Raw genomic sequence first — 22,290 nt, forward strand, 5'->3', positions numbered from 1 at the left:
AACAAAGCCACCCGAAGGTGGCTTTGTTGTTTCTTAATTTGGTCGGGACGGAGTGATTCGAACACTCGACCCCTTGCACCCCATGCAAGTGCGCTACCAGGCTGCGCTACGCCCCGACGATGCTTTAACGATTGCTGCCAAAGCGGGACGAACTATACATTAACTAACTGAAATGCGAAAGGTTTTTTTCGGCTTCAGTGGTCAGGCTTTCTTTTTTCCGAAACGCCATCTCTTTGACTCATAGCGGAAGCCGCCCGGTATTGTCTAGCTTGTCTCTTGGCATCTCTGTAGGTCGACTTGCATATGCGCGCACCACTCCGCCGTGGGGGAGTAAGGATCGGACGCGTCGGATTGATGGAACTTTAATGCTGCCCTTCCGTTCCGATACCTAGAAGTAGCTTTCAAGGTAAAGGGCCTGTATGCGAACCCTTAGAATAACGACATTCAATATCAATGGTATTCGTTCCCGCTTGCCTGCGCTGCTGGACTGGTTGTCGCGGGAGGAGCCGGATATCGTCTGTCTGCAGGAATTGAAGGCGGCGGACGAATTTTTCCCCATCGAGGCGATACAGGCGGCGGGATATGGGGCGGTGTGGCATGGTCAGAAAGCCTGGAACGGAGTGGCAATATTAGCCAAAGGCACCGAGCCGCTCTTGAGTCGCCGCGGGTTGCCGGAAGATCCCAATCCGGAACAGAGCCGTTATATAGAGGCAGTGGTCGAAGGGGTAATTGTGGGATGTCTTTATCTGCCCAACGGGAATCCTCGGCCAGGGCCCAAATTTGATTATAAGCTCGCATGGTTCAGAAAGTTGATAGAGCATGCTGGCGATTTGTTGAAGGCGGGGCATCCGGTTGTGCTGGCGGGCGATTACAACGTGGTGCCAACCGACGCCGATATCTACAATGCGCGTTCTTGGCAAAATGACGCCCTGTTACAGCCGGAAACCCGGGAGTGTTATCAGCGTTTATTGGGGCAAGGCTGGCAGGATGCGCTGGGCAGCCTTTATCCAGGCCAGCGCATCTATACATTCTGGGATTATTTTCGTCAGCACTGGCAAACCAATTCGGGTTTACGTATTGATCATCTGCTATTAAGCCCGCAACTGGTTGAACGCTTGGTCGGCGGGGGCGTGGATCTATGGGTGCGTGACCAGCCGAAAGCCAGTGATCACGCGCCTACGTGGATAGAGCTGTCAATTTAGCAATCCGCTATTGACAGGCAAGCGAAACGGCGTAGAATGCGCCGCTCACTGAAGGGGCCGGTTTGGTCGCTTCTTCAGGGTGAGAAAGGAATTTCAGGAAGGCGTTGACAAGGGGTTTTACTCCTGTAGAATGCGCCTCCCTGGCCCGGAACAGCAGCAGCGTTCCAGGCCGATGTGCCAAGCGGTGCAGCGCTGAAAAGCCTCACAAAAAACGCTTGACAGATCAGAAGGTTAGCGTAGAATGCGCGGCCTTGGTTAAGCGGAAACGCAGACCGAATCGCTCTTTAACAAATTGGAATCAAGTAATTCGTGTGGGTGCTTGCTCAATGGAGAGATGATCGCAAGATTATCAGCCTAAGCAAGTTACTCTGTGAATTCATCGAGTTTATAGAATTTTTTGTACGGCTGAGCCAAGTTTAGGGTTTTCTCAAAACCCAATCAGTATTTTAACTGAAGAGTTTGATCATGGCTCAGATTGAACGCTGGCGGTAGGCCTAACACATGCAAGTCGAGCGGATGACGGGAGCTTGCTCCCTGATTTAGCGGCGGACGGGTGAGTAATGCCTGGGAATCTGCCTGGTAGTGGGGGATAACGTTCGGAAACGAACGCTAATACCGCATACGTCCTACGGGAGAAAGCAGGGGATCTTCGGACCTTGCGCTATCAGATGAGCCCAGGTCGGATTAGCTTGTTGGTGGGGTAATGGCTCACCAAGGCGACGATCCGTAACTGGTCTGAGAGGATGATCAGTCACACTGGAACTGAGACACGGTCCAGACTCCTACGGGAGGCAGCAGTGGGGAATATTGGACAATGGGCGAAAGCCTGATCCAGCCATACCGCGTGTGTGAAGAAGGTCTTAGGATTGTAAAGCACTTTAAGTTGGGAGGAAGGGTTGTAGCCTAATACGCTGCAACTTTGACGTTACCGACAGAATAAGCACCGGCTAACTCTGTGCCAGCAGCCGCGGTAATACAGAGGGTGCAAGCGTTAATCGGAATTACTGGGCGTAAAGCGCGCGTAGGTGGTTCAGTAAGATGGGTGTGAAATCCCCGGGCTCAACCTGGGAACTGCTTTCATAACTGCTGAACTAGAGTACGGTAGAGGGTAGTGGAATTTCCTGTGTAGCGGTGAAATGCGTAGATATAGGAAGGAACACCAGTGGCGAAGGCGACTACCTGGACTGATACTGACACTGAGGTGCGAAAGCGTGGGGAGCAAACAGGATTAGATACCCTGGTAGTCCACGCCGTAAACGATGTCAACTAGCCGTTGGGAACCTTGAGTTCTTAGTGGCGCAGCTAACGCACTAAGTTGACCGCCTGGGGAGTACGGTCGCAAGATTAAAACTCAAATGAATTGACGGGGGCCCGCACAAGCGGTGGAGCATGTGGTTTAATTCGAAGCAACGCGAAGAACCTTACCTGGCCTTGACATGCTGAGAACTTTCCAGAGATGGATTGGTGCCTTCGGGAACTCAGACACAGGTGCTGCATGGCTGTCGTCAGCTCGTGTCGTGAGATGTTGGGTTAAGTCCCGTAACGAGCGCAACCCTTGTCCTTAGTTACCAGCACGTTATGGTGGGCACTCTAAGGAGACTGCCGGTGACAAACCGGAGGAAGGTGGGGATGACGTCAAGTCATCATGGCCCTTACGGCCAGGGCTACACACGTGCTACAATGGGGGATACAAAGGGTTGCCAAGCCGCGAGGTGGAGCTAATCCCATAAAGTCTCTCGTAGTCCGGATTGGAGTCTGCAACTCGACTCCATGAAGTCGGAATCGCTAGTAATCGTGGATCAGAATGCCACGGTGAATACGTTCCCGGGCCTTGTACACACCGCCCGTCACACCATGGGAGTGGGTTGCACCAGAAGTAGCTAGTCTAACCTTCGGGAGGACGGTTACCACGGTGTGATTCATGACTGGGGTGAAGTCGTAACAAGGTAGCCGTAGGGGAACCTGCGGCTGGATCACCTCCTTAATCGAAAGATCACCTCTGTTTTTCAAGCACTCACACGAATTACTTGATTCCGAAAGAAAGGCGATTGGGCCTGTACTCCAAGCAGCAACGGTGGCAGCCCGAGATAATTGGGTCTGTAGCTCAGTTGGTTAGAGCGCACCCCTGATAAGGGTGAGGTCGGCAGTTCGAATCTGCCCAGACCCACCAATTATCGAGGTGTCAGATTCGTCAGGTCTGAACGGGGCCATAGCTCAGCTGGGAGAGCGCCTGCCTTGCACGCAGGAGGTCAGCGGTTCGATCCCGCTTGGCTCCACCAGGTCAGCATGCAGGCTTGGAAGATTGACCAACATCGCCGGTACTCGATAAGAGTTCATACATGAATTATCCCGCAGGTTTATGATGGGATGATTGATGTCTGATCTTTGATCAGTCGCTCTTTAACAATGTGGAAAAGTGATAGAAGTAGACAAGACATAACGGGTGTTTCACTGCACACGTTATGGCTAAGGTAACTTGTGATCTCAAGTGCAAGTTCCGGATTGTCGTGAAATCATGTCAAGACGTATGGCAGCAAGCGATCAGCGCAAGCAGATTGTTTGGGGTTATATGGTCAAGTGAATAAGCGCATACGGTGGATGCCTTGGCAGTCAGAGGCGATGAAAGACGTGGTAGCCTGCGAAAAGCTTCGGGGAGGTGGCAAACGACCTTTGATCCGGAGATATCTGAATGGGGAAACCCACCCAGCATAAGCTGGGTATCACACACTGAATACATAGGTGTGTGAGGCGAACCCGGGGAACTGAAACATCTAAGTACCCGGAGGAAAAGAAATCAACCGAGATTCCCCAAGTAGTGGCGAGCGAACGGGGAGCAGCCCTTAAGCGGTATTGAGTCTAGTGGAACGCTGTGGGAAAGGCGGCCATAGTGGGTGATAGCCCCGTACACGAAAGACTCTTTGCCGTGAAATCGAGTAGGTCGGCGCACGTGAAACGTTGACTGAACATGGGGGGACCATCCTCCAAGGCTAAATACTCCTGACTGACCGATAGTGAACCAGTACCGTGAGGGAAAGGCGAAAAGAACCCCTGTGAGGGGAGTGAAATAGATCCTGAAACCGTATGCGTACAAGCAGTGGGAGCCGACTTGTTCGGTGACTGCGTACCTTTTGTATAATGGGTCAGCGACTTATATTCAGTAGCGAGCTTAACCGTCTAGGGGAGGCGTAGGGAAACCGAGTCTTAATAGGGCGTTTAGTTGCTGGGTATAGACCCGAAACCGGGCGATCTATCCATGGGCAGGTTGAAGGTGCCGTAACAGGCACTGGAGGACCGAACCGACTACCGTTGAAAAGTTAGCGGATGACTTGTGGATAGGAGTGAAAGGCTAATCAAGCTCGGAGATAGCTGGTTCTCCTCGAAAGCTATTTAGGTAGCGCCTCGTGTATCACCACTGGGGGTAGAGCACTGTTTGGGCTAGGGGGTCATCCCGACTTACCAACCCCATGCAAACTCCGAATACCAGTGAGTGCAGAGCACGGGAGACACACGGCGGGTGCTAACGTCCGTCGTGAAAAGGGAAACAACCCAGACCGTCAGCTAAGGTCCCAAAGTTATGGTTAAGTGGGAAACGATGTGGGAAGGCTTAGACAGCTAGGAGGTTGGCTTAGAAGCAGCCATCCTTTAAAGAAAGCGTAATAGCTCACTAGTCGAGTCGGCCTGCGCGGAAGATGTAACGGGGCTCAAACCATACACCGAAGCTACGGGTGCATCTTAGGATGTGCGGTAGAGGAGCGTTCTGTAAGCCTGTGAAGGTCAATTGAGAAGTTGGCTGGAGGTATCAGAAGTGCGAATGCTGACATGAGTAACGACAATGGGAGTGAAAAACTCCCACGCCGGAAGACCAAGGGTTCCTGCGCAACGTTAATCGACGCAGGGTGAGTCGACCCCTAAGGCGAGACCGAAAGGTGTAGTCGATGGGAAACGGGTTAATATTCCCGTACTTCTGGTTACTGCGATGGGGGGACGGAGAAGGCTAGGCCAGCACGGCGTTGGTTGTCCGTGTTTAAGGTGGTAGGCTGAGATCTCAGGTAAATCCGGGATCTCAAGGCCGAGAACTGATGACGATCCTTCTTTTTAGAAGGAGAAGTGGTTGATGCCATGCTTCCAGGAAAAGCCTCTAAGCTTCAGGTAACCAGAAATCGTACCCCAAACCGACACAGGTGGTCAGGTAGAGAATACCAAGGCGCTTGAGAGAACTCGGGTGAAGGAACTAGGCAAAATGGCACCGTAACTTCGGGAGAAGGTGCGCCGGCTAGGGTGAAGGACTTGCTCCGTAAGCTCTGGCTGGTCGAAGATACCAGGCCGCTGCAACTGTTTATTAAAAACATAGCACTCTGCAAACACGAAAGTGGACGTATAGGGTGTGACGCCTGCCCGGTGCCGGAAGGTTAATTGATGGGGTTAGCTTCGGCGAAGCTCTTGATCGAAGCCCCGGTAAACGGCGGCCGTAACTATAACGGTCCTAAGGTAGCGAAATTCCTTGTCGGGTAAGTTCCGACCTGCACGAATGGCGTAATGATGGCGGCGCTGTCTCCACCCGAGACTCAGTGAAATTGAAATCGCTGTGAAGATGCAGTGTATCCGCGGCTAGACGGAAAGACCCCGTGAACCTTTACTATAGCTTTGCACTGGACTTTGAATTTGCTTGTGTAGGATAGGTGGGAGGCTGTGAAACGTGGACGCCAGTTCGCGTGGAGCCAACCTTGAAATACCACCCTGGCAACTTTGAGGTTCTAACTCTGGTCCGTTATCCGGATCGAGGACAGTGTATGGTGGGTAGTTTGACTGGGGCGGTCTCCTCCTAAAGAGTAACGGAGGAGTACGAAGGTGCGCTCAGCACGGTCGGAAATCGTGCGTAGAGTATAAAGGCAAAAGCGCGCTTGACTGCGAGACCAACACGTCGAGCAGGTACGAAAGTAGGTCTTAGTGATCCGGTGGTTCTGTATGGAAGGGCCATCGCTCAACGGATAAAAGGTACTCCGGGGATAACAGGCTGATACCGCCCAAGAGTTCATATCGACGGCGGTGTTTGGCACCTCGATGTCGGCTCATCACATCCTGGGGCTGAAGCCGGTCCCAAGGGTATGGCTGTTCGCCATTTAAAGTGGTACGCGAGCTGGGTTTAGAACGTCGTGAGACAGTTCGGTCCCTATCTGCCGTGGACGTTTGAGATTTGAGAGGGGCTGCTCCTAGTACGAGAGGACCGGAGTGGACGAACCTCTGGTGTTCCGGTTGTCACGCCAGTGGCATTGCCGGGTAGCTACGTTCGGAAAAGATAACCGCTGAAAGCATCTAAGCGGGAAACTTGCCTCAAGATGAGATCTCACCGGGGACTTGATCCCCCTGAAGGGCCGTCGAAGACTACGACGTTGATAGGCTGGGTGTGTAAGCGCTGTGAGGCGTTGAGCTAACCAGTACTAATTGCCCGTGTGGCTTGACCATATAACACCCAAACAATTTGGGCCTATGGCTTGACGCATTGAACGACAGTCTGGAACTGCAGGAGATTGCAAGTCCTTAACCTTGTCTGATAAACAACTATCACTTTTCCCACCCTTTACGCCGTGTGGACTGACAAACGCACAGCAACGAATTGCTTGACGACCATAGAGCATTGGAACCACCTGATCCCATTCCGAACTCAGCAGTGAAACGATGCATCGCCGATGGTAGTGTGGGGTTTCCCCATGTGAGAGTAGGTCATCGTCAAGCGCTATACCGAAACACCCCGATCTGGAAACAGGTCGGGGTGTTTCTCTTTGTGCACGGAAAAAATCCTAGCCCGGACCCGACCAATTATGCTCTTGGGATGTAGCGCGCCTGTGCTAAGGCTGAAGGTAAGCGGTAAGCGTCCGGCAATCACAGGTTGATAGCCGGCTTCCAGTTGTGCGGCAGTAATTCATTGATAGCGCTGTTCTTCTGCGTCGGCAGTCGGGTCAGCACATCCTTCAGATAGGCATAGGGATCATACCCATTCAGTTTGGCGGACTGGATCAGGGTCATGATGGCCGCGGCACGCTGACCACTGCGTAGCGATCCGGCGAACAGCCAGTTGGAGCGGCCCAGTGCCCAAGGCCGGATCTGGTTTTCAACCCAGTTGTTATCGATCGGTACAGCCCCGTCATCCAGGTAACGTGTCAGTGCTGCCCAGCGCTTCAGGCTGTAATCCAGAGCTCTGGCTGTCCCTGTCCCGTCCGGCACCTTTTCCCGCTGGGCCAGCATCCATTTATGCAGCGCCTCGGCAATAGGTTTGGCTTGTGTGGCCCTCATGACCTGGCGCTGTTCCGGTGCCAGGTCTTTGGCTTCCCGCTCGACCTGGTATAACAGTTTGATGTACTCCAGTGCCTGCTCGGCCAGCACACTCTGATTAGCGACGTGCAGGTCGTAGAACTTGCGCCGGGCATGGGCCATGCAGCCGATCTCGATGATGCCATTGCCGAACCCGGCCTTATAACCAGCGTAATCGTCACACACCAGCTTGCCTTGCCAGTCACCCAGGAAGGTGCGGGCATGCTCACCCGCCCGGCTTGGGGCGAAGTCGTAAACGGCCGCTTTCAGATCAGCGAACGGGGTGGTGCTGTAGGCCCAGACGTAGGCTTTGTGGGTTTTCTTCTTGCCGGGAGCCAACATGCTGACCGGCGTTTCATCAGCGTGCAGAACGCCGTGTTCCAGCAGGGCCATTCTCAGGGCATCGGCCAGCGGTTGCAGCTGGACGCCGCAAGCGCCTACCCATTCGGCCAGGGTGGAGCGAGGAATGGTGAGACCAGCGCGGCCAAAGATGCGTTCCTGGCGATACAGCGGTAGATGATCAGCGTATTTGGCTACCAGTACCTGGGCCAGCAGACCGGAGGTCGGAATGCCCTTGTCGATGACCTGTGCCGGAACCGGCGCCTGGGTCAGGGTGCTGCATTGGTTGCAGGCCCACTTGCCGCGGACATGGCGTTCAACGGTAAACACACCCGGCACATAATCCAGCTTTTCGCTGACGTCTTCGCCGATACGCTTGAGCTGACATCCACAGCGGCACTGCGTGGACTCAGGCTCGTGATGGATCAGTGTCCGGGGCAGTTCTGGCGGCAGCGGCGCACGTTTGGGCTGCTGCTTGGGTTTGGTGTCAGGAGGCAGGGCCTCTGTGAGCTCGGCCAGCTCGGCCTCGATGGCTGCGATGTCGCTATCCACCAGCTCTTCCAGCAGCAGCCCTTGATGCCCATCCAGCTGTTCGCTGCGACGGGCGAACTTGTGGCGTTTAAGTATGGCCAGCTCATGGGTGAGCTTTTCGTTCACGGCCTTGGTGTAATGCAACTCCCGATCTTTGCTCTCCACGCGATCAAGCAGCTCCATCGCGAGGGCGCGGAGCTGGTCGGTAGAGAGTTGATTGAGGTCGGGTCGCTGAGTCATGGCTGGCAGTATGCCAATCCCCAGGCCTCGTCGCGATTCCCTTATTTGGTGATGGCTCTGCTGGCCAGGTTGTGGTTACAGCACCGAGATGACGCCTGCCTCACCAAGGCGCTGCCAGGGCAGCCCCTGGACCAGCGCCATGACTTGCTCATCGGTCAGCCGCAGACGCTCGCCGCGCCAGGCTTCGCCCCAGTGGAACTTGCCCCGGTTCAGTCGGCGGGCACACAGCCAGATACCCAGGCCGTCATGGATCAGCACCTTCATCCGGTTGCCCCGTTTGTTGGCAAATAGGTAGGCGCAGTGAGGTCTGGCCGAGCCAAACACCTGAACCACCCGCGCCAGTGCCGTATCGGCACCGGCGCGCATATCCAGCGGTTCGGTCGCCAGCCAGATCTCATCAATGCGGATCATCCCAGCAGATCCCGCAACAGGACGGCACACTGCTGGGCCTGTTCTGTGGGCCATTCCACCACAACCGCACCACCGGCCCGGTGTATCTCGATACGGATGGTATTGCCAGCATTCGAGACCGGCCGGCCGCCCGGAGACGGTGCGACGGCGGGCAAGTTGATTGGCATGAACCCGGGGGTTGCCAGCGGTGCTCCGCCTTCTCGTGCCTGACTGACCCAGCGTCTGACCAGGTTGGCATTGAGCTCATTGTCCAGGGCAATACGGGCCACGGAGACGTCCGGCTGACGGCACTGAGCAACGATGCTGGCTTTGAATTCGGGAGAAAAACGGCGGCGTGTACGTTTAGGGGTGGTTACGCTTAATGAGTCCATCGATAGTGTCCACTAGAAAATAAGTGGACACTATCCTGATGCCTATAGCAGGACGCTCAAGATGGGATCACCAGACGCTTACGGTAAGCGTCCGGCAATCCCGTCTTGAGCCTGGCACAGCTGACGTCAGGATAGTGTCCACTTATTTTCTAGTGGACACTTAATATGAGCACTGTAAGCGTAGGCAAGCCCTACCAAAAACGCCGTCGCCATTCCCAGGAGTTCAAGGCCAGCATCGTTGCAACCTGCCATGAACCGGGTGCCTCCGTCTCACGCATTGCGCTGGATAACGCCCTCAACGCCAATCTGGTGCGGCGCTGGATCAGTGAGTCGCGACGAACCGATAACACGCTCACTTCAGTGCCCGCGTTCGTTCCGGTTAACCTGCCAGCTCCGTCGACTGCTGCAAACAGTCACCCGCGCAACAACATCCGTATCGAGATACCCCATGTTGATGGCGCTGTTGTCGTGGAGTGGCCTGCCGACCAGGCTCACCAGTGCGCGGCCTTGTTACGCGATCTGTTGCGGTGATCCGCATCGATGAGATCTGGCTGGCGACTGAACCGCTGGATATGCGCGCCGGTCCGGACAAGGCCTTGGCACGTGTTATCCAGGTCTTCGGTGCAGCCAGACCACACTGCGCTTACCTGTTTGCCAACAAGCGCGGCAACCGGATGAAGGTATTGATTCACGATGGCCTGGGGATCTGGTTATGTGCCAGGCGCCTTAATCGCGGCAAGTTCCACTGGGCTGAAGCCTGGCGCGGTGACCGAGTGAACCTGACAGACGAGCAGTTGGTTGCACTGGCTCAAGGGCTGCCTTGGCAGCGCATGGGTGATGCCGGGGTCATCTCAATGCTGTAATCATATTCTGCTGATGGGAGCCATAACCCAAAGGATGAATTCCGAACCGGACACAGGGTCGGCATACTACCGGCATGACCCAGCAGCCTGATCTCAACCAGCTCTCCGCCGATCAACTCCGCGCCTTGGCCGCTGAGTTGATGGTCTCGCTGGCGGCTAAAGATCGGGCGCTGGTGCACAGCAATGCACTGAACGACAAGCTGACCCATGAACTGGCCATCCTCAAGCGCCACAAGTATACCCGGCGCAGCGAGCAATTGAATGCACTGCAAGGCTTGCTGCTGGATGAATTGGTCGACAGCGACCTGGCCGCCATTGAAGTCGAGCTTGAGCAGGCCATGCTGGCTACCGGCCAAACCACCAAGCCCAAGCAGCAACCCAAGCGCAGCCCGCTGCCGCCAGAACTGCCCCGTACCTTGATCCACCACGAGCCTGACAATACGCAATGTCGCTGTGGCTGCCAGCTCAAGCGCATCGGCGAAGACATCAGTGAAAAGCTGGACTACGATCCCGGCGAGTTCAGCGTAGAGCGCCACATCCGGGGCAAGTGGGCCTGCGACAACTGTGAAACCTTGATCCAGGCACCCGTTCCAGCGCAGATCATCGATAAGGGTATCCCTACTTCAGGACTGTTGGCTCAGGTGCTGGTCGCCAAGTATGCAGATCATCTGCCGCTGTACCGCCAAGAACGTATCTTCGGTCGCGCCGGTCTCGAAATCCCGCGTTCCACCCTGGCCGAGTGGGTGGGCGCCTGCGGTATACAGTTGCAACCGCTAGTGGATGCGCTGCGCCGCGAATTACTGGCACATCCGGTGCTGCATGCCGATGAAACCCCGGTCAGTATGTTGGCGCCGGGCAAGAAGAAAACCCACAAAGCCTATGTGTGGGCATTCTGCAGTACCGGGTTCAACGACCTGAAAGCAACGGTGTACGAATTTGCTCCGAGCCGTGCCGGCGAGCACGCCCGCGCCTTCTTGGGTGACTGGCAAGGCAAGCTGGTCTGTGACGATTACGCTGGCTACAAAGCCGGGTTCGGCATGGGCATTGTGGAAATCGGCTGCATGGCGCATGCCCGCCGCACGTTCTATGATCTGCACCAGGCCAACCAGAGCACCTTGGCCGCCCAGGCGCTTGAGTACATCAAGCATCTCTATGAGGTAGAGCGGCAAACCAAGGACTTACCGCCGGACAAGCGTCAGGCCATCCGGGCAGCCAAAGCCCGGCCGATAGCTGATGCCTTGCATCAATGGATGCTTGCCCACCGAACAAAAGTACCGGATGGCTCCGGCACCGCCAGGGCATTGGATTACAGCCTGAAACGCTGGGATGCGTTGACGCGCTACTTGGACGACGGCCGCGTTCCAATCGATAACAACTGGGTGGAAAACCAGATCCGCCCCTGGGCGCTCGGTCGCTCCAACTGGCTGTTCGCTGGATCGTTGCGCAGTGGCCAACGCGCTGCCGCCATTATGAGTCTGATCCAATCAGCCAAGCTGAATGGCCATGATCCCTATGCCTACCTGAAAGATGTGCTGACCCGGCTGCCAACGCAGAAGAACAACGCCATCGAAGAGCTGCTGCCGCACAACTGGAAACCAGCTATCCAGGTGTGATCGCCGGTCGCTTACGGCTGAAGGACCAGGCATGGATAAAAGCTCGCTAATCGGCAGAGTGCATCGGGCGCTTGTCAATTTTGTGGAAACTGGCCCGTCCGGCCTTTGTGCTGAACTTGTGCATACGGTCTGCCTCAAAGGCATGAGAACCGGTATGGACATATTAGCTATGATTATTACTCCACAAACCCCGCCATCACCGTTATGTGACAACGATATAAAAATGTTTGTATCACCCAAGGATCGACTCGATTTTTACCGTAAGGAGATCCATAGCGAGGCGGATAATCTGTCGGCCCGCACGAATGCCTATTTGACGGCTCAATCGTTTCTGGTTATTGCATATGCGTCTTCGATGGCCAACACGAATGCAGAATGGGGGCCGATATTCACCTTGATCGTACCGCCGATGCTTGCGCTGTTTGGTATATTGAGTTCGATTAACGCATGGCCGGGTATTCATGCCGCTTGCGACATTATCGACCATTGGCACCGAAAGCAGACCGACCTGCTTAATTGCGAGCCGGCAACCGGGCCGGTGTATGATGATGCGCCGCTATTTTCGAGCTGGGAATCCACATACCAAGGCCAAAGCAAGGCGCTCATGTTTTCCAAACGCACGCCGTGGTTGTTTTCTGGGTTCTGGGCGTTTCTTGGTATTTTCGCGTTGGTTATTCAGCTTCTATAACGGAGCTTGGCAAGACTCTACAGCGTGCCGTCAATGCCGGAACGCTGTATATAGCATTCTGAAGGCGGGTCTTACACTTAAAGAAGCGGGCTCATGAAAAACATCAGCCGTTCCAGAACTCTGGGTGCCTTGCCTCGCTGTGCCCAGCGCTCGGCTTGCAGAAGCTCGCTGTTGGCCTCATAACTGCGCAGCAATGCACCTATGGTCGCACAGCTCTCCGGCGCAAACAGCGCGACGGTGAGCTCGAAGTTGAGCTGGAAGCTGCGAATATCCAGATTCACGCTGCCGACCAGGGCCAGCTTGTCATCCATCAGCATGGCTTTGGTATGCAACAGTCCTCCATCAAACAGCAGAATCTGTACGCCGGACTCCAGCAGAACATCAAAATAGGATCGGCTCGCCCAGCCAACCATCAATGAGTCGTTCTTGCGCGGTAGCAGCAATTTCACGTTCACTCCACGGTTTGCTGCTTGGCAAAGTGCGTCGAGTACCGCCTCCGAGGGCACAAAATAGGGCGTACTGATGACAATGCTATAGTTGGCGCGGTAGATGCTTGCCAGCACCGTCTGGTTGATGAGGTTGCCCAGACCGGGGCCGGAGGGGATGATCGACAGCCATTGATTTGGCTGGTTGGCAGGCTCAGCGAGGGAAGGAAAGCATCGCTCTCCAGTTTCCACTTCCCAATCCCAGGCAAAAACCTTCGCCAGCCCGGCTGCGGCCTCCCCATCCAAGCGTAACATCATATCAACCCACTGCCCGACTCGCGCTTCCAGCTTGAAATGGGCGGGATCGGCCATATTCATTGAGCCTGTATAGGCGATCTGATCATCAATCACGATCAGTTTGCGATGTAAACGCAGGTCTATTCGATGCGCCAATGCACGGAACAGACGGACGGGCAGGGCGGGCACCACCTGAATGCCGGCTTGCGTCATGGATGTGCGCCAGACCGAGCGGAAAAAACGCCGACTGCCGGCGTGATCGATCAGTAACTTCACATTGAGGCCGCGCATACTGGCGGCAATCAGTTCACGGGCCAGTTCGTCAACCAGCCCGCCGGGATGCCAAATGTAAGTTTCCAGGACCACGCTCTGTCTGGCGTTGCGGATATCTTCAATCAACCGCTCGAAGATACGCTCCGGCGTGTTCAATACCTGCAGTCTCTCATAATTGAGCACACCAATACCTACTTGAGTGGTCATCAATCGATTGACCGCCAAGCTGAGTTCTCCGCCGGGAAGCGGCTGGTGGTTATCCCGGAACTGTGTGGTGAGATTGGTCAGATAAGGCTCGATCATGGCGTTGGATCGCGCGGCACGCTTGCGCCCCAGGTTCAGTTCGCCGATCAATAGATACAGCGCCGCGCCCAGAATAGGCAGGATATAAATGATGAGCAACCACGCCAGGGTCACGCTCACCGGCCGGCGCAAAGCAATGATGCGAATGGTAACAGACGCAGTCAACAACCAATAAAGACCCGCGAGGGTCCAGCCAATAATGCTATGCAGATAATCCATGGCGGCCCGTAAATGATATTTGGGTTAGAGGCAGTTATCCGGCTTGGGTAAGCCTGCCAGCTTACTGGCAAGCTTGGCAGGACTGTCCGGAAACAGCGAAAGCAGATACAGGCTAGTCCCCTTGTCCTTACCAAGTTCTTGACCAATATACTTCACCAGTGGGCGCATGGCTGGAGATAGTTGATACTGAGCATGAAACCGGCGCAGAGCGTGGATGATTTCGAAATGAGCGGCGCTCAACGTCAGACCTTCATGCTCTGCCAGTGCTACGGCCACACCATCCGACCAGTCCACCATGTGGACCAGAAAGCCGTCCTTGTCCAGATCGATGTCTCGGCCGTCTGCCTGCAGGCGCATCACCAGCTCACCACCTTTGCATGCTTTGTGCACAGCTCCACCATCATTGGATAACCAATCACCTTGATGCGGGAGGGTAAGTCGTCCAGCGCAAGCCCTCGGGCCTGCAGATCCTGTTCCAGCGTATAAAGATCAATGCTCCCCGGCAGATAGTCCAGAGCGGCGCGGCCCGATGTGCCGGGAAGCAGTCCATAGACTGCGTCCTCAATCAGCAGCAACCCCTGGTTGGCATTGATCGCGCGCAGGCAGCTGCCAAACCGAGAGTCCGAATGGGGCGAATGACGCAGGATATGCAACATGGTAGTCATCCTTATGCAGCTCAGAGCGAAACGACCTGCTCGTAATGTTCAAGTAGCGTGGCGATTTCAGCATTGTTCACTGCGCGTGCCTCCAACATGCACTGGTTGGCGTGCAAGCCTCGTTCGCCGAGAGAGTGCTGGCAAACCAGAATATCTTCCACCCCATACAGCGGTAGTGCTTGAAGATTGGCCGCCAATGACTTCTGCCCTATCTGCCCAGCGTCCTGCCCGCGCATCAACTGAAATATTCCATCGTCCATGAACAGAATGCCGCAAGGTACACCAAACGCCGCTGCCGCCAGCGCAACGTCCAGCGCTTCGCGTGCTGACTGACGAGCAGGCGGTTGGCGAGTGATGATCAACAGACTTTTCATGTCAGGTCCCAAAAGTCACGGCGCGATCGGCCGTCTGTAGCGCGTCGACCCACTGCCCCAGTCCCGAAAGCACCCAAGGAGCCGCGGCATTGGCTGCGGGGCGGCCCCAGCGAGCAGACTCCGCCTCGTCGAGAATACCGCGACGGAGGGCGGCAGCAATGCATACCACTGCATCAAGCTGATGATCAGTAATGAACTGACGCCATTCGGCAGCAACATCCTGTTCGTCCTGCGGTTGCACACCAAGATGTGAAGCCACCTGTACCGCATCCCGGTAAAAGAACAGACGACTGATCTGATGGCCCGAGGACAGGACCGCACGAGCAAACTCGAGGGCACTCCGGGCGGCCGGGTCTTGAGGGCCGGCTAGCAGGGCAATGGCAAAATTCATGAAATCGACCCAGTAGAAACAAAGAAGGCCCGCCAAACGGCGAGCCCCCGAAGTATAACCAAAACCGCCGGATCAGTCGTTGCTGAAGATGCCGAGCAGCTGCAGCAAGCTCAGGAACAGGTTGTAGATCGACACGAACAGGGTAATGGTCGCCATGATGTAGTTGTCTTCACCACCATGGATGATCGCGCTGGTCTGATACAGGATAACGGCTGAGGAGAAAAGCACGAAACCAGCAGAAATCGCCAGTTGCAGGCCGCTCATCTGGAAGAAGAAGCTCGCGACCACCGCACCCAATAGGACGATGAAGCCAGCCATGATGAAACCGGACAGGAAGCTGAAATCCTTGCGGGTCAGAATCGCATAAGCGGACAAACCGAAAAACACCAGCGCGGTAAGACCCAGGGCCATGGTGACCAGCTGTCCGCCGTTGGGCAACGACAGGTACGCGTTAAGAATCGGCCCAAGGGTATACCCCAGGAAACCGGTAAAGACGAAAGTAGTGATCAACCCCCAGCTGGAGTTGCGCAGCTTTGCGGTCAGGAACAACAGACCATAGAAACCGACCAAGGTGATTATCAGACCCGGATGAGGCAGGTTGAGACTCATGGACGTGAATGCGACCAGAGCACTGAATGCCAAGGTCATGGCGAGCAGCGTATAGGTGTTGCGGAACAGTTTGCTGACCTCGACCTCACTTACGCCGGTGTGCTGCAATGTATTGCGTTCTTGCGTTTGCATGGTTCGTTGGCTCCAGTAATGACACGGACAATCCTTCTTCAGCGATCATACCTGTTAACCTTCAGCAAACAATACCGACAACTTCGGAAAACGTTAACTGATGTGTCTTTATCCATTGACTGTGCACGAGTTTCCGGTAGTATTGCCGGCCGTGGAGGGATGGCAGAGCGGTTGAATGCACCGGTCTTGAAAACCGGCGAAGGTGAAAGCCTTCCCAGGGTTCGAATCCCTGTCCCTCCGCCACTTCATGTCCTCAAAGCCCCGCACTCCGGGGCTTTGTTGTGTTCGGGGTGCTCTCGTTGTCACTCCGCCCCCTCATTCAGCCTGCATCGCCGCAAAACAAATCTGCACTTCCCTGCGCGTATCCGGTCATACCCAAGGCAACACTTCAACCATTAGAAGGAGTTCCTTATGCGACTGACGTACCTGTTGGTTCCGGCTTTTGCTTTGATGCTGGCTGGCTGTGGGCCGGATGAGAATGATCGTATCAACGAAGAAGATGCCATGCCGCCTTCGGCCGAGCCGCAGAACAATATGGGGCAGCCCGCGACGGGAGCGAGTGGTACCGATATGAACACGCCGCCAGCCACCAGCCCGGGTACCGCGCCGTAATCGGCAAGCCTCTCTGGAGCTCAGGCTCCGGAGGGCTCGGCATTGATTCTCCGGCGGCTCAGAGCGTAGCCATTGTATTGAGCTTTCTCTGGGCGACTGGTACGAGTTATTGATTGTATAAATGCCTTGAAGTAACGGGCGGGTGGTGTTCTATCCACTGCTCCGGCTCGATTAGTTCTTTATACTCCATCTGTTTCCTCGCAGGATGTGTGTAGATGGATAAGATTGCCAAAGGTTATTCCGGGGGCTTTCTCTGGGCTGCTGTCTCTGTCTTACTGGTTGTGCTCGCGGCTTATTGGTGGCTGCTGCTCGACAATCAACGCTCGCAGCTCGATTACGCCGAAAAACAATTGGAGCTACGCGCGCAGCAAACCTCCGAAGCGCTGGCGACTCAGATTCAAGTGCTTGTTTCCGGCTTGGATTACCTGGGTGAGAGCCTGTCTGCTCAATACATCGAGAGCAACGAACGTTTCCCTCTCGCGGTCGAAAAGGCCATTGCCATTTTTGAGCAGGACATTATTTTGCAGGTGGCCGTGGCCGATGAAACCGGGAACATTGTCTACAGCAACCTCACATCTGATACCAACACGACAGGAACGCCGTTTTCCATTGCCAATCGGGAACACTTTCTGATCTATGCTGAAGGTCGAGCGCCCGCAACCGGAATATATATCAGCGATCCCGTTCGAGGGCGAATATCAGGCCGATGGTCCATTCAATTAGCTCAACCCCTGGTACGTGACGGCACATTCGCGGGGGTGCTGGTCGTATCGATCTCACCTGAATTTATTTCCGAGTATTTTCAAAAGGTCTTTCCCCGCAGCGGCGGTGACGTGGCTTTACTGCTGAATGACCGAGGCTACTATCTGGCGCGCTCTTCTCAGCAGGACCAAGTCATTGGTAGCCAAGTCTCAAAACAACTGCGCGCAGGCCTTGATAGCGGGGATGCACGGGGCAAGTATCGGTTGCAGCCTGCTTGGGATGCTGTCCAACGCGATTACGCCTGGCGTTGGGTTCAGGGTTATCCGCTCGCTGTCAGCGTTGGCCTGGACCGGCAGGCGGCCTTGTCACCAGTAACCGACCGTTTTGTGCAAAGTCGATTCTGGAACGCAGTCAGTACTTTGGTCATTCTTGTATCGTTATTGTTGATCGCCATTCTGGTGAGACGTTTGCATACCGAGCAACAGCGTCTGGCCTGGAATGAGGAACGCCTGACCAGTCTGCTCGCGCAGGTACCGGGGGCCGTCTATCAATTTCGCCGTCAGTCTGATGGTTCGTCCGAAATGCTGTATATCAGTCCTGGCAGTACGGCTCTGATTGGCTATACCCCGGAAGAAATAAAAAACAATATATCCGCCATATTCGATACCTTCCATCCGGAAGATCGACAGGAAGTACTCGCTGCGATCGCAGTGTCAGCTGAGAACCTGACGCCCTGGGAAATCAAATTCAGGTTATTGCTACCCAGCGGTGAGACTCGCTGGGTGGCTGGTTACGCCAATCCGCGACGAGAAAGTGACGGCAGCATACTGTGGCACGGCTATGTGCATGATATAAGCCGCCAGCATGCAATCAATGATGCCTTGCGCGACAGCACGGCGCGCTTGCGCACGACAATTGACGCAGTGCATGACGGTCTCTGGGAGTGGCATCTGAGCAACGACACCATCCTATTTGACGAGCGTTGCCAGGGCATGCTTGGTTATCCACTATCTGACCGGCCGGTAGCTTTCGCCCACTGGTATGGATTGGTGCATCCCAACGATCGCCCTTTTCTGGACAAGGCGATCAATGAGATCCACCGCGGAGAGCTGTTCAGGCTCGAGCTGCGCTTGCGTATGGCCTCCGGTGACTGGTTGTGGACGGAGATACGCGGCAGAGCAGTCGAGGGCGATGAGGGTAAGAGGGTGCTGGGTACGCAAAGCGATATCAGCCAGAGGGTGGCTGAAGATCAGCTGCGTAACGCCTTGCTGGATAACAACGCGGCGGCGATTTTGTTGGTGGGGCCGGACCAGCAGGTGCGATTGGCCAACCGTCGGGCCAGGCAGTTATTTGCCAATGGCCATCCGCTTAAGGGGATGCGGCTTGGCCAATTACAACGCAATGAGACTGGGGCTGATAATCTCAGTGCGCACGCGGGGATGCTGCGCCAGGGAAAGTACGCAGTGGAAGCGGAATATCCCTTTCCTGATGCCAACGGCGAGCTTCACTGGTTCAGTATCCATGGCACGCTACTTGATGCTGAACGTCCTGAGGGCGACATCATCTGGACACTTATCGACATTACCGAGCGCAGGCAGATGGAGGTGGCACTTTCCGCCACCCAAACCCGCCTGATCGAAGTGATCAGACATTTCCCCGGTGGCGTATTACTGGAGAGCGCGGATGGTGAGATTCTGGTTGCCAACCAAGCCCTATGTGATCTGTTCGGCCTGGAGATGACGCCTGACTCGCTGACCGGCACCGACCGTGAACAACTCTCTCACCTCATCAACCTCCAACAGGTGCCGGCGCCGCAGGATGAGCGCCGCCAGAATGTACTAGGGAGCACCAGCGAGGTGGTTCTGGCAGATGGACGTATGCTGCAGGTCGACCTGATTCCCATTCGAATCGATGACACCGACGTCGGCAGACTATGGATCAGCTCAGATATAACCGAATGGCGCGAGCATGAGCGCAATCTGGAGCGGTTAGCCACAACCGATCCTTTGACGGGACTGGTAAACCGCCGAGTATTGTTGGCAGAAATGGAGGCGGCGCTTCAGCGAGACGCACCTGAATTTGCGATGGGCGCCTTGATCATGCTTGATCTCGATCACTTCAAGAATATCAACGACACCTATGGCCACGCAGCCGGGGACAGTGTGCTGGTGCATCTGGCTAGCCTGCTCCGCAATATGCTGCGCCAGGGTGATATAGCCGGCAGACTGGGCGGAGAGGAGTTTGCGGTATTGCTCGCCGGTGCGGGGAGCGAGAGCGCTCTGGTCATCGCCGAGCGCCTGCGTGCTGCGGTGGAGCAGAGTAGTATCGAACTGGAAGGCAACAGCATTCAGGTGACCACCAGTATCGGCCTGGCGCCGCTCATCGGGAAGGTGGACGATGTTTTCGCCCGGGCAGATGAAGCCTTGTACCGAGCGAAAAAAGAAGGACGCAATCGAGTCGTGATGGGCAGTCCTCCGTAAATGCTCTCGGGCATCATCTGAAAGGCGTCTGATGATGCCTTTTCTAATATTTATACGAAAGTCGTAGTCTCGTTTTGCCTCACGTGGTGCTAATTTTAAGCTGCAATATAAAAACAACAATAGGAGACTTATATGTCTTTATCCAAAGAAGACGCAGCCCGAGCCTACTGGAAGGAGAACCTGCGGTTAATGATGACGTTGTTGGTCGTCTGGTTCGTCGTATCCTTCTGCGCTGGCATCCTGTTCGTGGATGTCCTCAATCAAATCCAGTTTTTCGGTTTCCCACTTGGCTTCTGGTTTGCCCAGCAAGGTGCTATCTACGGCTTCCTGCTGTTGATCCTGGTCTATGTGTTGAAGATGAACAAACTCGATCGCAAGTACGACCTGCACGAAGAATAACAACCAGGAGCCTTGCATATGGAAACCCAAACGCTGATATATCTGGTGGTTGGCGCCACCTTTGCGCTGTACATAGGTATTGCCATCTGGACACGGGCTGGCAGCACCAGTGAGTACTATGTAGCCAGCAAGGGCGTTCACCCGATCGCCAATGGCATGGCAACCGGCGCCGACTGGATGTCGGCAGCCTCATTCATCTCCATGGCGGGGATTATCTCGTTCACTGGTTACGATGGCAGTGTGTATCTGATGGGCTGGACCGGTGGCTACGTGCTACTGGCAATGTGTCTCGCTCCTTATCTGCGCAAGTTCGGACGGTACACAGTGCCGGAGTTCGTCGGAACCCGGTATTACTCCCAGGCGGCGCGGGTGGTAGCGGTTATCTGCGTGATTTTCATATCCTTCACCTACGTGGCAGGCCAGATGCGTGGTGTCGGTATCGTGTTCTCCCGTTACCTGGAGATTGATATCAACCTGGGCGTCATCATCGGGATGGCCATCGTATTCTTCTACTCCGTGCTTGGCGGGATGAAGGGCATTACCTATACCCAGGTGGCTCAGTACTGCGTGATGATGTTTGCCTACATGGTTCCGGCCATCTACATCTCTATGCTGATTACCGGTAACCCCATTCCACAGTTGGGCTTCGGTGATACCGTGAGTGGAACCGATACATCGGTTCTCGATCGGCTCAACGGCCTGGGGGCGGAGCTCGGCTTCAGTGCCTATACTGATGGGACCAAGTCCACTATTGACGTTTTTGCCATCACCATGGCGCTGATGGTAGGCACCGCAGGCCTGCCTCATGTGATTGTGCGATTCTTCACTACGCCTACGGTCAGAGATGCTCGTAAGTCGGCAGGCTACGCACTGTTGTTCATTGCGATTCTTTACACTACTGCGCCAGCGGTGGCCGCTTTTGCGCGCATCAACTTGTTGAGCAACGTGCCCGACGTGGCTTATCAAGAGGCGCCAGAATGGATCAATACCTGGGAAGATACGGGGTTGATTGCATGGCAGGACAAGAACAATGACGGCATTATCCAGTATGGTCCAGGCGCGCCTTTCGCGGGCTCACCGCAGTTCACCGGTGAGCGCGGCGCGAACAACGAGCGTTTGATCAGCAATACGCCGACGGATGCGGAAACCGAACTGTACGTTGACCGCGACATCATCGTTCTGGCCAACCCCGAGATCGCCAATCTGCCGGGTTGGGTGGTCGCACTGATCGCCGCAGGCGGGCTGGCTGCCGCACTCTCCACTGCAGCAGGCCTATTGCTGGTTATCTCGACATCGGTATCCCATGACTTGCTCAAGAGTAATTTCAAGAAAGATATCAGCGAGAAGGGCGAATTGCTTGCCGCCCGGGTCGCAGCTGGGGTTGCAGTGGTTATTGCCGGCCTGTTCGGCATCTATCCTCCAGCGTTTGTGGCGCAGGTGGTAGCCTTCGCCTTCGGTCTGGCAGCAGCATCCTTCTTCCCCGTCATCGTGATGGGTATCTTCTCGAAGAAGATGAACAAGGAAGGTGCCATTGCAGGTATGGCGATTGGTCTGGCGTTTACTTTCAGCTATATCGTGTTCTTCAAGTTCATCAGTCCCGAGATGGATAATGCCGCGCATTGGTGGTTCGGTATTTCGCCGGAAGGTATTGGTACCTTGGGGATGATCTTGAACTTCATCGTATCGGTCGCCGTTGCTTCGGTTACCAAGGCGCCACCGGAGCATATCCAACATCTGATCGAGGATATCCGTGTGCCGCGTGGGGCAGGGAGCGCAATCGACCACTGATCAGCGATGCTGTGAAACGAGAAGGCCCCGGTTGGAATCAACCGGGGCCTTCTTCGTTGCGCG

18 protein-coding genes, 4 tRNA genes and 3 rRNA genes are annotated in these 22,290 nt (G+C 55.3%); 15 read left to right on the top strand and 10 right to left on the bottom strand.

The annotated features are described in order from the left end of the window. Positions 1 to 39: 39 nt before the first annotated feature. Positions 40 to 116: transfer RNA gene (locus BLU11_RS06330), tRNA-Pro, on the bottom strand. Positions 117 to 419: 303 nt separating this feature from the next. On the opposite strand from BLU11_RS06330, the gene xth reads away from it, so the two are divergent. The 6 genes from xth to rrf all read left to right on the top strand — a co-directional run bounded on the left by xth (position 420) and on the right by rrf (position 6,935). After that, on the top strand, positions 420 to 1,202 hold the full coding sequence (xth, locus tag BLU11_RS06335) for an exodeoxyribonuclease III (protein WP_090272569.1): 783 nt from the start codon (positions 420 to 422) through the stop codon (positions 1,200 to 1,202). A 447-nt stretch (positions 1,203 to 1,649) separates the two neighbouring features. Further along, positions 1,650 to 3,186 (top strand): 16S ribosomal RNA (locus tag BLU11_RS06340). A gap of 109 nt (positions 3,187 to 3,295) precedes the next feature. Beyond that, positions 3,296 to 3,372 (top strand) — tRNA-Ile (locus tag BLU11_RS06345). 33 nt (positions 3,373 to 3,405) lie between these two features. Continuing rightward, positions 3,406 to 3,481: transfer RNA gene (locus tag BLU11_RS06350), tRNA-Ala, on the top strand. A gap of 292 nt (positions 3,482 to 3,773) precedes the next feature. Further along, positions 3,774 to 6,665, top strand: a 23S ribosomal RNA gene (locus BLU11_RS06355). Between the two features lie 154 nt (positions 6,666 to 6,819). Next, positions 6,820 to 6,935 (top strand): 5S ribosomal RNA (gene rrf / locus BLU11_RS06360). Together the 16S, 23S and 5S rRNA genes with 2 tRNA genes alongside form the textbook arrangement of a ribosomal RNA operon. Before the next feature lie 147 nt (positions 6,936 to 7,082). Here the strand turns inward: rrf and tnpC (BLU11_RS06365) are convergent. The 3 genes from tnpC (BLU11_RS06365) to tnpA (BLU11_RS06375) all read right to left on the bottom strand — a co-directional run bounded on the left by tnpC (BLU11_RS06365) (position 7,083) and on the right by tnpA (BLU11_RS06375) (position 9,403). After that, entirely contained in the window at positions 7,083 to 8,621 is a 1,539-nt protein-coding gene (gene tnpC, locus BLU11_RS06365) for an IS66 family transposase (protein WP_090271637.1), read from the bottom strand. A 75-nt stretch (positions 8,622 to 8,696) separates the two neighbouring features. Next, positions 8,697 to 9,032, bottom strand: coding sequence for an IS66 family insertion sequence element accessory protein TnpB (gene tnpB / locus BLU11_RS06370; protein ID WP_157718495.1), 336 nt, complete (start codon positions 9,030 to 9,032; stop codon positions 8,697 to 8,699). Then, the gene (gene tnpA, locus BLU11_RS06375; protein ID WP_090271635.1) at positions 9,029 to 9,403 is read right to left on the bottom strand and encodes an IS66-like element accessory protein TnpA; all 375 of its coding nucleotides are present in this window, start codon (positions 9,401 to 9,403) and stop codon (positions 9,029 to 9,031) included. Before tnpA (BLU11_RS06375) ends, tnpB (BLU11_RS06370) begins: the two co-directional genes overlap by 4 nt. Before the next feature lie 165 nt (positions 9,404 to 9,568). Here tnpA (BLU11_RS06375) and tnpA (BLU11_RS06380) point away from each other — a divergent pair, with 165 nt between their 5' ends. From tnpA (BLU11_RS06380) to BLU11_RS06395, 4 genes are all read left to right on the top strand, one after another. Beyond that, entirely contained in the window at positions 9,569 to 9,934 is a 366-nt protein-coding gene (gene tnpA, locus BLU11_RS06380; RefSeq protein WP_090272570.1) for an IS66-like element accessory protein TnpA, read from the top strand. Then, complete coding sequence (gene tnpB / locus BLU11_RS06385; protein WP_157718583.1) at positions 9,931 to 10,266, top strand: IS66 family insertion sequence element accessory protein TnpB; 336 nt, start codon at positions 9,931 to 9,933, stop codon at positions 10,264 to 10,266. Before tnpA (BLU11_RS06380) ends, tnpB (BLU11_RS06385) begins: the two co-directional genes overlap by 4 nt. A gap of 74 nt (positions 10,267 to 10,340) precedes the next feature. After that, the gene (gene tnpC / locus BLU11_RS06390; protein WP_090272571.1) at positions 10,341 to 11,879 is read left to right on the top strand and encodes an IS66 family transposase; all 1,539 of its coding nucleotides are present in this window, start codon (positions 10,341 to 10,343) and stop codon (positions 11,877 to 11,879) included. Between the two features lie 169 nt (positions 11,880 to 12,048). Continuing rightward, positions 12,049 to 12,567, top strand: a complete 519-nt coding sequence (locus BLU11_RS06395; protein ID WP_172828712.1) for a hypothetical protein — start codon at positions 12,049 to 12,051, stop codon at positions 12,565 to 12,567. A 77-nt stretch (positions 12,568 to 12,644) separates the two neighbouring features. On the opposite strand, the gene cls is transcribed toward BLU11_RS06395, so the two are convergent. From cls to BLU11_RS06425, 6 genes are all read right to left on the bottom strand, one after another. Continuing rightward, positions 12,645 to 14,084, bottom strand: a complete 1,440-nt coding sequence (gene cls / locus BLU11_RS06400) for a cardiolipin synthase (protein ID WP_090272572.1) — start codon at positions 14,082 to 14,084, stop codon at positions 12,645 to 12,647. A 24-nt stretch (positions 14,085 to 14,108) separates the two neighbouring features. Next, positions 14,109 to 14,441 carry a TusE/DsrC/DsvC family sulfur relay protein gene (locus tag BLU11_RS06405; protein ID WP_090272573.1) on the bottom strand — a complete coding sequence of 111 codons (333 nt, stop codon included), beginning with the start codon at positions 14,439 to 14,441 and terminating at the stop codon, positions 14,109 to 14,111. Next, on the bottom strand, positions 14,441 to 14,740 hold the full coding sequence (gene tusB / locus BLU11_RS06410; protein ID WP_231702277.1) for a sulfurtransferase complex subunit TusB: 300 nt from the start codon (positions 14,738 to 14,740) through the stop codon (positions 14,441 to 14,443). The genes BLU11_RS06405 and tusB overlap by 1 nt, the downstream gene beginning before the upstream one ends. Positions 14,741 to 14,760: 20 nt before the next feature. Continuing rightward, positions 14,761 to 15,114, bottom strand: a complete 354-nt coding sequence (gene tusC / locus BLU11_RS06415) for a sulfurtransferase complex subunit TusC (protein WP_090272575.1) — start codon at positions 15,112 to 15,114, stop codon at positions 14,761 to 14,763. Between the two features lies 1 nt (position 15,115). Next, on the bottom strand, positions 15,116 to 15,505 hold the full coding sequence (tusD, locus tag BLU11_RS06420; RefSeq protein WP_090272576.1) for a sulfurtransferase complex subunit TusD: 390 nt from the start codon (positions 15,503 to 15,505) through the stop codon (positions 15,116 to 15,118). Positions 15,506 to 15,577: 72 nt separating this feature from the next. Continuing rightward, on the bottom strand, positions 15,578 to 16,246 hold the full coding sequence (locus BLU11_RS06425) for a Bax inhibitor-1/YccA family protein (protein WP_090272577.1): 669 nt from the start codon (positions 16,244 to 16,246) through the stop codon (positions 15,578 to 15,580). A 153-nt stretch (positions 16,247 to 16,399) separates the two neighbouring features. Between BLU11_RS06425 and BLU11_RS06430 the strand changes: the two genes are divergently transcribed. From BLU11_RS06430 to BLU11_RS06450, 5 genes are all read left to right on the top strand, one after another. After that, positions 16,400 to 16,489, top strand: a tRNA-Ser gene (locus tag BLU11_RS06430). A gap of 168 nt (positions 16,490 to 16,657) precedes the next feature. Then, entirely contained in the window at positions 16,658 to 16,858 is a 201-nt protein-coding gene (locus BLU11_RS06435; RefSeq protein ID WP_090272578.1) for a hypothetical protein, read from the top strand. A gap of 215 nt (positions 16,859 to 17,073) precedes the next feature. Then, on the top strand, positions 17,074 to 20,040 hold the full coding sequence (locus BLU11_RS06440; protein WP_090272579.1) for a diguanylate cyclase: 2,967 nt from the start codon (positions 17,074 to 17,076) through the stop codon (positions 20,038 to 20,040). 132 nt (positions 20,041 to 20,172) lie between these two features. Next, positions 20,173 to 20,439, top strand: a complete 267-nt coding sequence (locus BLU11_RS06445) for a DUF4212 domain-containing protein (protein ID WP_090272580.1) — start codon at positions 20,173 to 20,175, stop codon at positions 20,437 to 20,439. Between the two features lie 18 nt (positions 20,440 to 20,457). Further along, the gene (locus BLU11_RS06450) at positions 20,458 to 22,227 is read left to right on the top strand and encodes a sodium:solute symporter family protein (RefSeq protein WP_090272581.1); all 1,770 of its coding nucleotides are present in this window, start codon (positions 20,458 to 20,460) and stop codon (positions 22,225 to 22,227) included. The last annotated feature ends 63 nt before the right edge of the window (positions 22,228 to 22,290 follow it).

Origin of the sequence: Halopseudomonas litoralis (assembly GCF_900105005.1) — a bacterium.
Lineage (GTDB): Bacteria > Pseudomonadota > Gammaproteobacteria > Pseudomonadales > Pseudomonadaceae > Halopseudomonas > Halopseudomonas litoralis.